This is a genomic window from Mesorhizobium sp. M0478, from assembly GCF_040321305.1.
GTDB lineage: Bacteria > Pseudomonadota > Alphaproteobacteria > Rhizobiales > Rhizobiaceae > Mesorhizobium.
The window spans coordinates 1-15,073 of sequence record NZ_JAMYRH010000018.1; the positions used below are offsets into that span (position 1 = coordinate 1).

The 15,073-nt window shown below is 58.5% G+C and carries 13 protein-coding genes and 2 pseudogenes; 10 read left to right on the forward strand and 5 right to left on the reverse strand.

Annotated elements, in window-relative coordinates:
- Nucleotides 1–236, forward strand: a 236-nt coding sequence (locus NKI64_RS28930; RefSeq protein WP_352544348.1) for a transposase, incomplete at its 5' end; no start/stop codon positions are given.
- A gap of 565 nt (nucleotides 237–801) precedes the next feature.
- Here NKI64_RS28930 and NKI64_RS28935 read toward each other — a convergent pair.
- From NKI64_RS28935 to NKI64_RS28945, 3 genes are all read right to left on the reverse strand, one after another.
- On the reverse strand, nucleotides 802–1,644 hold the full coding sequence (locus NKI64_RS28935; protein ID WP_023702986.1) for an N-acetylmuramoyl-L-alanine amidase: 843 nt from the start codon (nucleotides 1,642–1,644) through the stop codon (nucleotides 802–804).
- 520 nt (nucleotides 1,645–2,164) lie between these two features.
- On the reverse strand, nucleotides 2,165–2,947 hold the full coding sequence (locus NKI64_RS28940; protein WP_023820166.1) for a hypothetical protein: 783 nt from the start codon (nucleotides 2,945–2,947) through the stop codon (nucleotides 2,165–2,167).
- A gap of 484 nt (nucleotides 2,948–3,431) precedes the next feature.
- Nucleotides 3,432–3,980, reverse strand: a complete 549-nt coding sequence (locus NKI64_RS28945) for a type IV toxin-antitoxin system AbiEi family antitoxin domain-containing protein (RefSeq protein WP_245274543.1) — start codon at nucleotides 3,978–3,980, stop codon at nucleotides 3,432–3,434.
- Between the two features lie 899 nt (nucleotides 3,981–4,879).
- On the opposite strand from NKI64_RS28945, the gene NKI64_RS28950 reads away from it, so the two are divergent.
- The 4 genes and pseudogenes from NKI64_RS28950 to NKI64_RS28970 all read left to right on the forward strand — a co-directional run bounded on the left by NKI64_RS28950 (nucleotide 4,880) and on the right by NKI64_RS28970 (nucleotide 8,233).
- Nucleotides 4,880–6,022 carry a porin gene (locus NKI64_RS28950; protein WP_352671558.1) on the forward strand — a complete coding sequence of 381 codons (1,143 nt, stop codon included), beginning with the start codon at nucleotides 4,880–4,882 and terminating at the stop codon, nucleotides 6,020–6,022.
- Nucleotides 6,023–6,040: 18 nt separating this feature from the next.
- Nucleotides 6,041–6,301 (forward strand): annotated as a pseudogene (locus NKI64_RS28955) (thiazole synthase); the annotation flags it as partial.
- 394 nt (nucleotides 6,302–6,695) lie between these two features.
- Nucleotides 6,696–7,232 (forward strand): bifunctional hydroxymethylpyrimidine kinase/phosphomethylpyrimidine kinase, encoded by a 537-nt coding sequence (locus tag NKI64_RS32240; protein WP_502901408.1) that lies wholly within the window; start codon nucleotides 6,696–6,698, stop codon nucleotides 7,230–7,232.
- A 506-nt stretch (nucleotides 7,233–7,738) separates the two neighbouring features.
- The gene (locus NKI64_RS28970; protein WP_031194149.1) at nucleotides 7,739–8,233 is read left to right on the forward strand and encodes a MaoC family dehydratase; all 495 of its coding nucleotides are present in this window, start codon (nucleotides 7,739–7,741) and stop codon (nucleotides 8,231–8,233) included.
- Between the two features lie 798 nt (nucleotides 8,234–9,031).
- Here NKI64_RS28970 and NKI64_RS28975 read toward each other — a convergent pair.
- Complete coding sequence (locus NKI64_RS28975; RefSeq protein ID WP_352671561.1) at nucleotides 9,032–9,508, reverse strand: type II toxin-antitoxin system VapC family toxin; 477 nt, start codon at nucleotides 9,506–9,508, stop codon at nucleotides 9,032–9,034.
- A pseudogene (locus NKI64_RS28980) lies at nucleotides 9,505–9,800 on the reverse strand (hypothetical protein). The gene NKI64_RS28975 and the pseudogene NKI64_RS28980 overlap by 4 nt, the downstream one beginning before the upstream one ends.
- 391 nt (nucleotides 9,801–10,191) lie before the next feature.
- Between NKI64_RS28980 and NKI64_RS28985 the strand changes: the two are divergent.
- The 5 genes from NKI64_RS28985 to NKI64_RS29010 all read left to right on the forward strand — a co-directional run bounded on the left by NKI64_RS28985 (nucleotide 10,192) and on the right by NKI64_RS29010 (nucleotide 15,049).
- A complete protein-coding gene (locus NKI64_RS28985) occupies nucleotides 10,192–10,536 on the forward strand; it encodes a recombinase family protein (RefSeq protein WP_023690648.1) in 345 nt (114 codons plus the stop codon).
- Between the two features lie 620 nt (nucleotides 10,537–11,156).
- Nucleotides 11,157–12,494, forward strand: coding sequence for a serine hydroxymethyltransferase (glyA, locus tag NKI64_RS28995; protein WP_023702973.1), 1,338 nt, complete (start codon nucleotides 11,157–11,159; stop codon nucleotides 12,492–12,494).
- A 53-nt stretch (nucleotides 12,495–12,547) separates the two neighbouring features.
- Nucleotides 12,548–13,723, forward strand: coding sequence for a methionine adenosyltransferase (gene metK / locus NKI64_RS29000; RefSeq protein WP_023693516.1), 1,176 nt, complete (start codon nucleotides 12,548–12,550; stop codon nucleotides 13,721–13,723).
- A gap of 108 nt (nucleotides 13,724–13,831) precedes the next feature.
- Complete coding sequence (locus NKI64_RS29005; protein ID WP_352671565.1) at nucleotides 13,832–14,824, forward strand: adenosine kinase; 993 nt, start codon at nucleotides 13,832–13,834, stop codon at nucleotides 14,822–14,824.
- Nucleotides 14,825–15,049: a hypothetical protein gene (locus NKI64_RS29010; RefSeq protein ID WP_352671568.1), complete on the forward strand. Its 225-nt coding sequence runs from the start codon at nucleotides 14,825–14,827 to the stop codon at nucleotides 15,047–15,049.
- Nucleotides 15,050–15,073: the final 24 nt, after the last annotated feature.

Here is a 15,073-nt window from a genome sequence, read left to right on the forward strand (position 1 = left end):
GGCTGCCGAGACAGCACCACAAGCATCTCAAATCCACCAACATGCTGGAGCGGCTCAACGAGGAAATCCGCCGGCGCACCTATGTCGTGCGCATCTTCCCCAATACCGAAAGCTGCCTGCGCCTGGTCAGGGCGTTGGCCGTCGAGACCAATGAAAACTGGATGGAGGCCAACCGATACATCAACATGGACGACCTGCGCGAGCACAAGAAGCTCGCTCTGCGCCAAGCCGCATGACCAGCATCATGGCCGGCCCATTTTGCAGAACTTGACGCACACAACCGGCGGAGCTGCCTTGCCGAGCGCCTCGACTAGCTTGCGATCACGCCCTTTGCTCCTTTGCAATCGGACGGCGCCCAGATGGGAGCAACATGACGAACGCGCCTTCGGCGCCTCTGAGCGCTTGCCGATGGCTGCCGAACAACAGACGCTCACCAATTTTTTCGTACAGTGAGCGCTGGAAAAATTGAGCTTCCGCTAGCCAGAGCAGGAAAGAAGCCAGAAGAGTGCCAAAGGCGTTTATCTCAAGGACCTAACTTCATACATCGATAGCGACTGTCTGAAGTGCGCTCCTTCAGGCGTAGCTATCAGCAGCCCACCTGTGGGCATCTTTGCGCTCGGAGTTTCAGCAATTCCTAGATGACTCACAAGATGCTAGCTCCCGTCCGCCATTCGTGCCGATTCCCAAAATACACCCGATTGCCCGCGCAGAACGGCGAACCCTTCTCGAGCACTGGCTCGCCTCAGAATGCCGCTGCCCCAGTAATGATCAACGTTTGGAAGATCGTGGCGCGTGGTCGTCTCAGTTTTCATCCCGCTCCTCGGTTTCCTCGGCAAGAATCTCCCTCTCCTGCTCAAGTCTTCGAATAAGGCGATCGAACTCTTTGACCCCAATCGCGCCAGTTGAAACGAGGTGAAAGCTGGCATCTTTCGACAGCATCCCTGCCCACTCGCGCTGATCGCCGTGCGGGCTCGCCACTCGCTCGACCCCCTTGGGTTTGGCATGCGGGTCGCCGGTCAGCACCGGTGGCCATGAAAACCAATCATCCGCGTACGGGACCTTGTACGACTCCTTTGCCCAATATCGGTCATGGTCGAACCGAGGAACCCGATCCATGTCCACGCCCAGATCGTTCAATCGCTCGTAGAATCCCGTGTAATTGAAGTTCTGCGGGTCACTGTGGCCGTCCGGAATCCCGCGATCGATTTCTATATGTGGCACGATCGTGAGAACTCGATCGACCGTACGGCAAGCGCCAATATAACAAGCCGCTAGGCTCGTGTACTGCGCCGAGTTCGGAGAGCCCCCCTCCTCGTAGTCTATTTCAATGTTAATTGCCTTGCCCTTAAGGTCGAACTTAGGCAGCTTTCCGTTCTTTGGCTTCAAGCCGGACTCTGCCTTCGTCGCCCACACGTTCGTCTCTTGGAATGGCCACAAATGGACCACCTCTCCCGTTTTGAGAATTACCGCGTGCGACTTGTTACGCTTTTTCCCAATCCAAGGCTTCACCGTGTCGTAGGTGAGCTTTCCGTCCACGGTCTGGTGGAGGATGAAGTGAGTGCGCCCGGCGCAACTGCCATCCATAAGGTCACAAGCGTCCTCGAGGTCAGCCAATGGATCTGTCGAAATATCGTTAATGCCCATGTCCCACACCTAGCTAATAAATCCCCGATACTAGCATAACGCCAATTCGGACGCAAAGTAGCCGAGGCCGGCTCGTAGCCGCACGGTCCGTTACAAGGACTCCGCCTTAAAGACCGTCTATGCCAACGGATTGGCCGAAAGACGAGGGCACTCTCGAAACCTTCCTGCACAAGCTGAGGCTGGAACTGGGCGAAGCCAAGTGAGCCAACAAGCCCTGGCTTCGGCTCAAGATCACAGGCCTTTGTTTGCCGGACCCCTACGTGGCTCTCATGGTTGACCGCCAAACTAGGCTACAAGGCCAAACTCCGAGAGATCAATCCGGAGGCCGTAGTCCATCCCACCGTCGACGCACGCTTTGAGTTCAGCGACGTCCCGCAGTGCGCCGGGTTCGGACCTTACCGACCTCAGGCTCCACGCAACCACAAGAAGTTCGCCCATTTTTACATCGAAGAAGCCACTCCTATCTAACACCGGCGATTGCGGTCGAACATGATCAATCGCTGCCGCCAACCTGCGGCTGTTACTTGGATTTCGTACTTCTGCCGTCCTGGTTCTGAGCCCTCTTGGGCTTGGAGTTCAGCGGTACGTCGCGCCAATAATATTCCGCGTAGCGCGAGAAGGCCCAAATGAAGCTGGCGGTCAGCCAAACCAGGGAGATTAGGACAAGGGACAGAAGCAAATTCTGCCACCACGGAGAAATATCTGCCCATTGCCCTGGATCATACCTGTTCAGATCGGTGGAGGAGGAGGGAAGCGCGTTTTCGACATTAATCCCGATCCAGAAGACGATGTTCGAAACAATAAAGAGCGATGTGGCCAGGTAGAGCGTGATCTCAATCCGGTTCGATATTCGATCCGCGACGGTGACGTTGAGCTGATAGAAAAACTTGGAAAAGAAAGTCACGAGAAAAAGCGTTGTCGCGGCAATGACCAGCGCCGGCGCCAGACGCTTTATCCATGGATCGACCGCATCGATCGGGATGACGTTGAGATTGAATATCCAGTCCACGATCAGAGCGGTTCCACCGACTCCGATAGTGAAGACGAGAACCCGCGCGATCTTATCACCTTGCCGATAGAACCTTTGCAACTTTTGCCGCGCCGCATCGACATAACGGTTCGTGTCAAATCCATACTCGTCGAGGAAGGCTATGAGCGCCAGAATGATGCCGAAGAATGCATCGCCGAAGGATTTGCCGTAGACGCCGAAAAGCGCGTAAGTGATAGACACGGCTGCGACAGCCAGTTTCAGATTGAAATGTCTTGACCTGGGCGTAGCCGGTTTGTTCAGCAAATCGTTCACGGTTTCCCTCCGCTGTAACATTTCCCCGACAGCCAGAATAAGCCGGTTAGATCGAATTGCAATTGCGCGATGACGGGACGGTGTCGGTAGTAAGTTGCAACCTTTTTGGACCTTACAACCTGAATGAACCGAATTCACGCCCCTGAAATCGCTCACCTGTTAAATACTCAGAACAAGCTCGTCATTCATTACGACGTTCATTGAGCAGGATTGTTGAGCATTACCCTTTCATGAGCCCTGAACTCACGTGTGCTAGTGTGCCAGGCCTCTTGTCGCTGACCGTTCAGCGACCAGCAGGCGCGGTCTTGTCAATCACAGCTGAAATCGCCTTCTGCCACACGCCGACGAGGTCACGCGCTTTCACTACCAACTTTGCTCAACGGAAATTCTGGATCACGTTTGAGCACATGCCAATCTGAATTTTCCGCAACGATCTATTTGATAATACTTCCGGGGTCATCCTGAAGTCACTCGCCTAGCCAGCTCAGTTCGCTTCAACGTAGGCAGCGGCTCGATACCGCCCATAGCCGACCTTCACGAACAGCCCTTCCTCGCACATCCGGGAGAGGTAGCACCGTGGGATGCCGACGTCGGTGAGATCGCGAGTCCGTACCTCGCCGCGTTCTTGCGCCAGAGCAACGGCGCGATTCCGGAGCGATGGTGGACGCCCACCTGCGAGGTGTAGCGCTTCCGCGCGGTCCCGATCACGTTTTCGCATTTGATGCGGCAGTGCCGCGTCCCGGAGTAGCGCTATGGCGAATTCGTATTTCTCAGATTCATCGATCCCGGAGAGCCAACTTCCAAAGATTTGGCCAATCGTGAGCATTGGCGACGGCATAAGCCGCAGCTCTTTGTGCAGCAGATGCGCGAGGTTGGCGGCTTCGGATTTGAGGACATTCCACGCACGGCCGTTTGTTCTGCCCAATTGAGCGCGGATATCGTGCCGCTCATCTACCATGGAAGCAGTCGAACGACGCCGCTCGCTGGCAAAGTGTTCGCCTTGCGCTTGCCCGATCTCATCGATTGCAAACACGGGAAGCTTCACTTCCAAACGCGCGAAACCTCTGTCGCACATACAACATAGACGCCACCGCTGACGTTGTTCTAACCGGCGTCAATCACGATCATCGGATTGAACCGTGGTGGACCCTTGGCGAGCAGCGCACCGCCATCATTAGGGGGACAAAGAAACTTGGAATCGCGCTTGTAACGACCCCGAACTTCGGTCTTCTGCTCGACAATCCGCGAACAGATGATCTTCGGCGATAAAGCGTATCGCCATCACATTCGAAGAATTCCAGCGTGAAGGGGTGGCCTGCGCACTCCATCCTACGGCCGGACCTATCGGGACTTTGAGCGCTGGTCGAGACTTATTGCCGAGCGTTGTTTGGTGCAAGGCTGCAGCGCGTAGTTGTCGAGCATCAGCTCGCCAACATGACGGCGTCGTGCCGAGCGGTGCCGCCGCATGATGCCTCAACGTCGGGCTCACCACAAACAATGCTGTCCCCATTGAACGAAACTGTCGCGAAGCGAACAGTCGAACTGTAGCCGAACGTTTTCCGTTCGTGCTTGGGTGGATCCGCAAGGCAAAAACAAGGAAGTGCGAACCAAGGTCCGCCCGCACAATTGAGCTTCAAGCCGCAGCTGGTCGTCAGGCTGGCACGTCATTTGCGGTCGAATGCAGGACCCTTTGTGACGCCTACCTTTACCAGCTGAGTTGACTGTGATGATTGTACAAAATTTTGCATACCTCCATTTCGGCGAAAATTATGTTATCGGCAGCTAAAACCAAATATTGGACAACAATCACCAGAGTACATTCTAGGATTTCCTTCAGGGCTTAGCTGACCGCGCAGCAAAACTGCGCACGTTTCAAAGCTGTTCACAGAATCACTCGCGTCCATCACTTTATTATTAAAGCGGAGATCGACAATGACCATTAGGAGCCTCCTCCTCGGCTCAACTGCGGCACTGATTGCCGTTTCCAACGCTCGCGCCGTCAGCACCGCCGCCGAGCCTGACCCGACTGAGTACGTCAAGATCTGCGACGTCTACGGCTCGGGCTACGTCTACATTTCAGGCACCGAGACCTGCCTGCGAATCGGCGGCTCTGTCCGTTACAACGTCGGATTGTTTGACCACTCAAGAACCTCGGATGTGAGGACTGGTGAGCATCAGAGCGCGTTGCAAAACAACACACGCTTCACATTGAAAACCTGGACCGGCCAGGAGACCGAACGCGGGACGTTGAAGACCTACACCGAAACCCGCGTGAACTTCGGCAGCCACCAGACATCGGTTTCGGACAGTTCTCGGTCCTATGCCTTGAACGGAGGCAGCGGCCTGACTATCGCCTGGATTCAGCTTGGTGGCCTGCGAGTTGGTAAGGACCGGTCGGCTTTCGACATGTTTATTGGCTGCGCGGGTGATGTACTGAACCAGACGCCGGCTCCGTACGGCGCTTTCGATACCAATGTGGTTCAGTACTACTTGGACGCAGGGAACGGCTTTTCGGCCGTGGTTTCGCTGGAACAAGGCTCGGACGTGGTCGGCACAATCGACAGCTACGCTCCCCACATAGTAGGCGGCTTGAAATACGCACATGGCTGGGGAGCGATCACCGGCGTTGCAGCTTATGATAGCAACTACGAATCGGTGGCCGCCAAGGTCCGTGTCGACATCAATGTCACCAACGAACTGTTGCTATCCGGAATGTTGGGCTACGGTTCCCATGGCCAGCTCAACTACGGCTCGTCGAATTCGGTAGACGCTCATGGTCGCGGTTTCTATAAACCTTGGGGCGGGAACTGGGCTTTCTGGGCTGGCGCCGGTTACGAGCTCACCGAGTCAGCTTCGTTCAACCTTCAGCTCTCGGGTGATCAGCTCAACAACTATGGTGTCGCTGCGAACGTCGCCTATGCGTTCCTTCCAGATTTCACAGTTACGGCTGAACTCGACTATGACCGCTACGGAGGCTCCGCCGTCGGAAAGGTGAAAGCTTCCGAAGTGAACTGGACCAATGCCAACAAGAAGAGCAGTGTCGGCGGTATCCTGCGTTTCGAACGCTCATTCTAATGCGATGAAGCGTTGAGCTCCGAGGTCCAGTTGATGCGCGGACATTCCCCCTACATTCCGTTGATTGTGCATGCACGGCTCGGACGGCCGTCGTACGCGGCGACCGTCATAGAGGGGTTTGACGCCGTGCTCCTGAACACGGCGGTCCCGAGGGCGGCCGATCCGGTCGGCATGGCGCGTGCGTTCGGCAAAGCGGTCGATGCCGGTCGTGAAGCTTTCAGCTCGGGAATGCTCGAACGGCGCTACCCACCGACGATCGGCAGGGCCGTCTACTCATGAAGTCGTGGACGTGCCGGCTGGATTGACCGGCTGGTTCCGCTCGGCGTGAGTCTGGTGCAGCTCCGGATAAAGGATATGGACGAGAAAGGACTGCAGACGGAAATCCGCCGCGCGAACGACGCCTGCGCGGTCCATGGTTGCCAAGTGAGTCAACGACATTTGGCGCACGGCAATCGTGGAAGGCTGCGACTTCGTCCATCTTGGTCAAAAGGATTTGGCTGCCGCCGATGCTGGCGATGAAATAAGTCGGATTGAAGCTCGGCCTGTCGATCCACGATCACACCGAACTGGAAACGGCGCCAGTGGCGGAACCGGAGTATGTGGCGCTCGCCCCAGTCTATCCAACAGCCTCAAGAAGATGAATGGGCGTCGCGAGGACTCGAGCGGATCAGCGGTGGAGCACCAGGTCGCGCCGATCCCATTGGTCTGCATCGGCGGCCTCAACCTGACCGTCTCGAAGGCGTTTTTTGAGGCTGGCGCGGAAAGCGCAGCCGTGGTCACCGACTTTGCGCTGAACGACGCCCCAGAAGCGCGCACGCGAGAATGGATCGAAAGACAGAGCAATGGCGCCGAGGCGAGAACCGCATCTGCTCGTTGTTTGTCGGGTCAGATTCCCGCGGTGGGGCTGGAATTGCCCGCGAGATCGAGACGATCGCTTGCCTTGACGTGCGCACCTGCCTTTGCTGTCAGCGCGCTGACGGTGCAAACCCAGGAAGACGCCTTGGAAATCCAAGTTACGCAACCCGGTCTGGTGACGGGTCAAATGCGCGTTGCGCTTCAAGCTAACAGAGTGGCCGGCACCAAGGTTGGCATGCTCGCAACGGCTGAGATCATCGTCGCTGCGGTTGCAGGCTGTGCTGCGCGAATATCGGGCGCATATCGACAGTCCAGATCCGGTGCTGGCTTCCACGTCAGGCCGAGCGCTTCTTGAAGCAAGCGCCATCCCGCATCATGAAGTAGCATCTGATGCCGCTTTGCCGTGTCGACACCCAATGTCATTGAACTGGCGCTTCTTGCCGGCTCAGTGCTACCGGTGAATGAGGCCGGCGCGCTTCAACAAGGACCCCAAGCCACCCCGTCTGCCGGACTCCTCCAAATTCGAAACACGGATGGTTCCTATCCAGACAATTGATTTTATCAATCTGCGACAATACCGCATAGCGGCGCCGGCGGAATGATCACCGGAAGCAAGACGAGCTGCTTTCAGTGGCCTGCACGACGCGCACCGCGACCGAGTACAAGCCGGCTCGTCTGCAGCCATGTTCGGATCGGCCGCATCGGTGCGCCGAATGAGATTGCCGGCGGAACGCTCTATTCGTGCAGCTGTGACGGCAGTCATCTCACCGGAGCCATCCTGCCGATGGATGGCCGGCAGTCGGTGCAGCATGGGCTGACACTGTTCACGGTATGAAGCCGCTCGCGCCTCGGACGGTTGAAATGGAGGACATTAGCTTGGAACCGATCAGTCTCGACGAGCTTCTGGCCAGCGTCGGCAAGGAAGTCGGCGTGTCGCCATGGCGGGTGGTCTCGCAGCGGATGATCGACCAGTTCGCCGAGTCCACCGATGACCACCAGTTCATCCACTGCGATCCGGAGCGCGCCAAGCGCGAGACGCCGTTCGGCGGCACCATCGCACATGGCTTCCTGTCGCTTTCGCTTTTGTCGGCGATGACTTTCGAGACCATGCGGCCGCTCGAAAACTGCAAGATGGGTGTCAACTATGGCTTCGAATCGCTGCGCTTCCTGGCGCCGGTGAAAACCGGATCGCGCATCCGCACCCGTTTCGTACTAGCCGACGTCAAGGTCAGGCCGTCGGGCTGGGTGCAGACGGCGCTGGGCGTGACGATTGAGATCGAGGGCTCGAAAAAGCCGGCGCTGACCGCGCGCTGGTTGACGCTGACGCTGATCAAACGCCAGCCGGAGGCGGCCTGAATTGTCAACGAGCGTCAGCAGAGACGATCTTCACGTGCCGGGGCGATGTAGGCGACCAGTGCGCACCGATCGGCAACGCGGCCACGGGGGTCGGCTAGATAGAGTGGCAGGAATGCCTAATCGGGGCTCCGACTCGGAAGGGGCTTCGATGTATCGGAAGCGCTTCGGCTTTCGGCGCTGCATTCCTTCTTCACGAAGGTCCATGGAGAATTCCCGACTACGGGGTCGAAAGATCGGCTTGTGATCGGAGTGGGCAGATCCTCCCCGACTGAATCTGCCAATAGGGTGTTATCGAGTCAACCGGGTCGAACTTGAGGTCGCGGGTGTCGCTGATCGGCTGCTCGTCGAGCTCGAGAGCTGCCAGCTAAAGGCAGAACACGGCTATGAAGAGCTCCGCAGTTGATGTGGATGCCCAGAGCTGGGAGTGCACCGACGAGTTCCCAGCGGGCGAACTTGCCATTGGTAGCGCGCCAGACCAGTGGCGAGAAACCCTCGATGAGAAGGCCCCCGAGGCGCACGCGGGATGGACTACAGTGGCGTTTGGCGAGAGGGCCTTCGAAGACGAGATCGAGTGTAAGATGGACGAGCTCGACACGCGTATCGCGCAGTCCCTGCGATCGCGCCTTGTCCGCGGCGCTCGTGCGAGCGAACTGTTGGTAGATCGAGCTGACTAGATGAACCGGGATGGCATTAAAGCGGAACTGGAAGAGACGCCCTGGCCGAACTAAGCAAGATCAATCCAGCCATCGCTAAAGGTAGGCGAACACGAGACGTTCGGACTCCGTGCCGCTGAAATCCTCAAATTGAATCGGCCGGACCGTTGGAGCTATCATCACCCGCTTGGCTTCCAGAGCTACGGAGCGGGTTGATTATCTGAACGTCCTCGAAGTCCTTTTCATTGTCGGTCACTACGACACACTCGTTGGCTTCGGCTACAGCGGCAATGATTGTGTCTAGGGCGCTCCGCGAACGGCCTCTGGCTTTGCCGTTGGCCATCAGCCGCGCCCACACGAGGCCAGCTTTCTCGTCGAACGATAGCACGCGGCCAGCGAACAGCGCTTGCGGGCCTTCGGAGCCCTCGAACCAAGTTTCAAGGCTGCTGCGCTTTTTCCCCTTCGGCTTCTCTAGGATGCCTCGGCGAATTTCGGCGACAGTAAGCGAAGCAATGAAGAGGTCTTCGTCCTTCTGCGCGCCCATCCAGGCCAGCAACGAGCCCGAAGGCTCCGGCTTTATGACGTTGCTGATGATATTGGCATGAAGAAGGTAGCGCGTCACAGGTCGGTCTTACGCCCCTCTTCGCGCGGCCGGCTGAGGTCGAGACTGGAGCCAACCAGAGGCGAGCGACGCAACGCGGCGAGAATGCTGCCCGCTTTCGGTGGCTCACCCGCCACGGCTTGCTGTATGGTCCGACGAAGCTGTCGGGCATCCGGCCCGCTCTCCGTTAATTTTCGGGCAAGAGTTCGCAGTAGATCGCGGTCTGCGTCGAAGGCCTGGATCTCGAACCGCGCGATGCCGCGCTCAGCCAGGCGAGAGCGATAATTGCTCTCTTCTGTGCAGTGTTGCCCATCGCGTGCCTCCGTTCTCTATCCGGATATATAGCCATGGCTTCTTCGGAGCACAATGTGCCCCGTCATCGGCCAGCACTGGCTCCTGCGCGACGCGCGTTATTGATAGAATTCCAGCTTGTCGAAGCACTGTGACTTGGCATCATTGTCTCGAAACGGAGTATTTCGCGTCAGGACAGGAACGCGATCATAGCGCGCCGAAACGGCAACAGCCGAAAAGCTTCGTGTGGTCGCCGGCGCGGCCCGCGAATCGGCTGTGTCTGCGTCGCCGAAGCCCGATCGACGCTTCGTCAATCTGGTCCGGCTGCTGGCACGACAGGCCGCACGGGATTTCGTTCAAGCCGAAACGGATAGCCAGACGCGAGACCGCGTCCCGGAGTAAGGGGCCGCCTCATGAAGGTCGCGCTTGGCGCTCGCTACTCAACTGACAATCACCGAGACGCCTCGATCGAGGATCAGTTGCGGCTCTGCTGCTTGCGTGCTGAAAAGCAAGGCTGGACAGTCGTCGACAGCAATACCCACCGCGCGATCTGCGGCGGGTCGCTGTTGCGTCCCGGCCTTCAGGAGCTGATCAGCGATGCGATGCAGGGCAAATTCCTGATCGTGCTCGCAGAGGCGATGGATCGCCTGACCATGACCGCTGCAAACCGGGAGCAGGCCAGGCTGGGCAAACGTTGCAACAGATCCTTCAAGGAAATTCATAGACTCTTAGCAACTCCGGCTCGCTGTGAATGGTAGGCTTATTGCAACGTCTGAGGTCAGTGGTTCCAAACCGTGGCCCCGCTTCTTCGACTGGCCGAACTGCTTGCAATTTCGGCTAAAGGCAAGAAGAGCGCCCATTTGTTTGTTCGACACAGGATATCGACGGTCGTCACGGCCACCGAGATTTGTCCGGTCGTTGGACAACCCTTCGAAATCGCAACTTCTGCGGAGAACGCGAAATGAGAAATTCGGTAGGACTTGGTCCTGAGCCATGATGACACTGGTTAGTCGCCTACGCATGGCAGCGCATCCTGACCGCCTTCGAATCCTGGGCCTTTGTGCGCATGCGGACCTAACTGTCTGCGAGCTAGCGGAGATTCTGAGCGTGTGTCGAGAGCGGGTTGCGCGACACGTCCGGCTGCTCGCCAGAGCCGATTTTCTTTGCTGCAACGAACAGCCTCCGTGGCGCTCGTACCATCTCAACGCAGGATCCAACGACGGCGGGCTGATTCAATTATTGGTCGATCTCCTGCCCCATCGCGACGGCTATCATAAACAGGACCTGCAGCGGCTCGAAGCGGTACGAGACACGCGGCCGAAAGGGACCGCGTGCTTGACCGTGAAATAGGTCAATCCAATTGGAGCGCGAAGCTACCATGGACAACTCCGCAGACGGCGCGATCGCACAGCCGGACACCCACGGGCGGTCTTCCTTGGCCGCGGTTGATTGCCGCGTCCACGAGCTGCTTCTGAGACAGGAGCGGCAGGAGCGGACGACCCTCAAGCTCATCGCCTCAGAGAACTTTGCGTCCTCGGCCGTGCTGGAAGCGAACGGCTCGATTTTCACGAACAAGTACGCCGAGGGGTACCCCGGCGCGCGCTACTACGCTGGAAACGAGATCGTTGATGAGCTTGAGGATCTGGCCATTGGGCGCCTGAAAACGCTATTTGGCAGCGAGCATGCCAATGTCCAGCCTTATTCCGGCTCGCCGGCCAACCAGGCTGTCTATCGTGCGCTTTTGAGTCCCGGTGACAAAGTCATGGGCTTGCCCCTTCCGGAAGGGGGCCATCTGACTCATGGTTGGGCCATCAACTTTTCCGGAACTGACTATCAACGCGTGCCCTATGGACTAGATGAAAAGACACAGCAGATTGACTATGACCGCTTGCGCGAGACAGCCAAGCGGGAACGGCCGCGGCTCATTTGGGTCGGCGGAACCGCTTACCCGCGTGTCTTTGACTACGCGGCAATGGCAGAAATTGCCCTGGAAGCGAACTCCTATCTCGTAGCCGACATTGCGCACATCAGCGGCCTGATTGCGGCGGGAGCGCACCCGAATCCCGTGGGCCATTGCGACGTGGTCAGCAGCACGTCCCACAAGTCGATCCGCGGTCCCCGCGGTGGCTTCATTTTGTCAAGGAACGAAGATCGCTATCAGGCCCTGTATCATACAAAGAGCAAATACAATCTCGCCAGACGAATAGACCGGGCGGTCTTCCCTCACCTGCAAGGCGGACCTCACATGAATGCCATCGCTGCGCTAGCGGTTGCCTTGCACGAAGCCGCGAACCCGTCCTTCCGAGGCTACGGCCAACAGACGGTCAAGAATGCCAAGGCTCTGGCACATGCACTTCTTGAGCGAGGTTATGACCTGGTTACCGGGGGGACGGACAATCACATGCTGATCCTTGATCTTCGCGATCGGCCACTATCGGGCAAGGCCTATGCCGAGCGACTAGCAAAGGCAGGAATCATCACAAACTTTAATATGGTGCCTGGCGACCCGCGGCATCCGGCGGTCACAAGCGGAATTCGCCTGGGGGCGCCAGCAGTGACGTCAATGGGCATGCGCGATGTGGAAATGGTGCAAATTGCTGGCTTCATTGACTCCGTCCTCCAGCGGCCAGACGACGAAGATCTCCATGCCTGCGTGCGAAGAGACGTTGCCGACTTGTGCGCTGCGTTCGAGGTCCCGGGCATCTCCGACAAGTAAGGTGGGCCAAGCAAAATGCCCATACCACATCCAACATCCGAAGCGAGGTATTCATGGCTAGGCAGTTCGTGTTCTCTTCCGAATCGGTTGGCGCGGGGCACCCGGATAAGTTGGCCGACAACATCTCGGATGCCATCCTCGATGCCATCCTCCGCACAGATCCCAAGGCGCGCGTCGCCTGTGAAGCCTTGGTAAAATCAGGGATAGTCGTTCTGGCTGGCGAGATCACCAGCGATGCCCAGGTGGATTACAGCCAAGTTGCGCGCGATACGATTCTCGACATTGGGTACGACGACGAGGCCGTCGGCTTTGACGGCCGGCGTTGCTCCGTCGTTCATGCCCTCACCGAGCAGTCGCCCGACATCAGCCAAGGCGTTGACGAGGGAAGAGGGCAAGACCTCCAGCAGGGAGCGGGAGATCAGGGCCTCATGTTCGGCTACGCATGCCGCGAAACCGATACCCTGATGCCTTTGCCGATCCAGCTCGCTCATCGCTTGACGAAACGGCAGGCGTATGTCCGGAAGGCACAACAGCTTGGCTGGTTGCGTCCTGACATGAAATCCCAAGTCTCAGTGCGCTATGAGGGGTTGCGCCCGGTCGCCCTGGATACCATCGTCGTGTCGACGCAACATGACGAGCAGGTCTCGCAAGAGACTGTCCGCGAGGGCGTCATTGAGGAAATCATAAAGCCTGTCCTGCCGACCCACCTGGAGACGGAAGGCATCAGAATTCTGGTCAACCCGACGGGGCGGTTCGTAGTCGGCGGGCCGCGCGGCGACTGCGGTCTCACTGGACGCAAGATCATCGTCGATTCCTATGGCGGGATGGGTCGTCATGGCGGCGGCGCCTTCTCGGGCAAGGACCCGTCCAAGGTTGACCGCTCGGCTGCCTATGCAGCCCGCTATGTCGCAAAGAACATCGTCGCTAGCGGACTTGCGGACGTGTGCGAGGTGCAGCTTGCTTACGCAATCGGCGTGGCCAGTCCGGTTTCCGTCATGGTCAACACGTTCGGGACAGCCAGGGTTGAGGAAAGCAGGATCGAGCGCCTCATTCTTGAGTTGTTCGATCTCAGACCGAAAGGCATTATCAAGATGCTTGATCTCTTACGCCCTATATATCGCAATACAGCGACCTATGGCCATTTCGGCCGTGAAGAGCCTGATTTCACCTGGGAGAAGACAGACAGGGCGGACGAATTGCGTCGCGAGGCAGGACTCGCCGCCCCGTGAGAGCCGCCGGCGAACGGATCGGCAAGCGGAAAGCCCATTTCCACCGGGCAGACCCGCGCCTGGCAGGCGTGGCGAGAAGCCGGCTCGGGTTTTTTGGCGGAGACATTGATGCCGGATTATGACGTGCTTTGCATCGGCAATGCCATTGTCGACATCATCGCCCAGTGCGACGAGGCATTCCTCGAGATCAACGGCATCATCAAGGGCGCGATGAACCTGATCGACACGCGCCGCGCCGAACTGCTCTACAGCCGCATGGGCCCGGCGATCGAGGCCTCCGGCGGCAGTGCCGGCAACACGGCGGCCGGCGTAGCCAGCTTCGGCGGACGCGCCGCCTTCTTCGGCAAGGTCTCCAACGATGCGCTGGGCGAAATCTATGCGCACGATATCCATGCACAGGGTGTCGCCTTCGACACCAGGCCGCTCAAGGGCGAGCCGCCGACGGCGCGCTCTATGATCTTCGTCACGCCCGACGGCGAGCGCTCGATGAACACCTATCTCGGCGCCTGCGTCGAGCTTGGCCCTGAGGATGTCGAGGCCGACAAGGCATCCGGCGCCAAGGTTACCTATTTCGAGGGCTATCTGTGGGATCCGCCGCGCGCCAAGGAGGCGATCCGGCAGACGGCGAAGCTCGCACACGAGGCCGGGCGCGAAGTGTCGATGACGTTGTCTGATTCGTTCTGCGTCGACCGCTACCGGGACGAGTTCCTCGACCTCATGCGCTCGGGCACTGTCGACATCGTCTTTGCCAACAGCCACGAGATCAAGTCGCTCTACCAGACAAAATCCTTCGACGAGGCGCTGGCTCAGATCCGCAAGGACTGCAAGATTGCCGCCGTCACCCGTTCCGAAAAAGGCTCGGTGATCGTGCGCGGCGACGAGACCGTGGTCATCGAGGCGACCGCCATCAAGGAGTTGGTCGACACCACCGGCGCCGGCGACCTCTACGCCGCCGGTTTCCTGCATGGCTACACGCAGGGCCGCAACCTCAAGACCTGCGGCGACCTTGGCTCGCTGGCGGCCGGCCTGGTGATCCAGCAGATCGGCCCAAGGCCAAGGCAGAATTTGCGCCGCGAGGCGGAAGGGGCTGGGTTGCTGTAGATGCGCGGGCAACTAACCAGCCGCCCTACTGACGCGATGACCGCAGTGGCGGAACTGTGTCAAAGCTCGCTGATAGCGACAGCCATTCGCTTCGGAGAACTGACCCATGCTGCTGCCGTGAAGCTCGCTGGAGGAGCGGTGCAAGGCGTGCTTGCCATGACGGCATTCACCGTCCTCCAGATCGTCACCAGCATTTTCCAGAAGCTCAGCTTGGGGGGCCAGTAAGGTTCCTGAGGTAACGGAGAACTC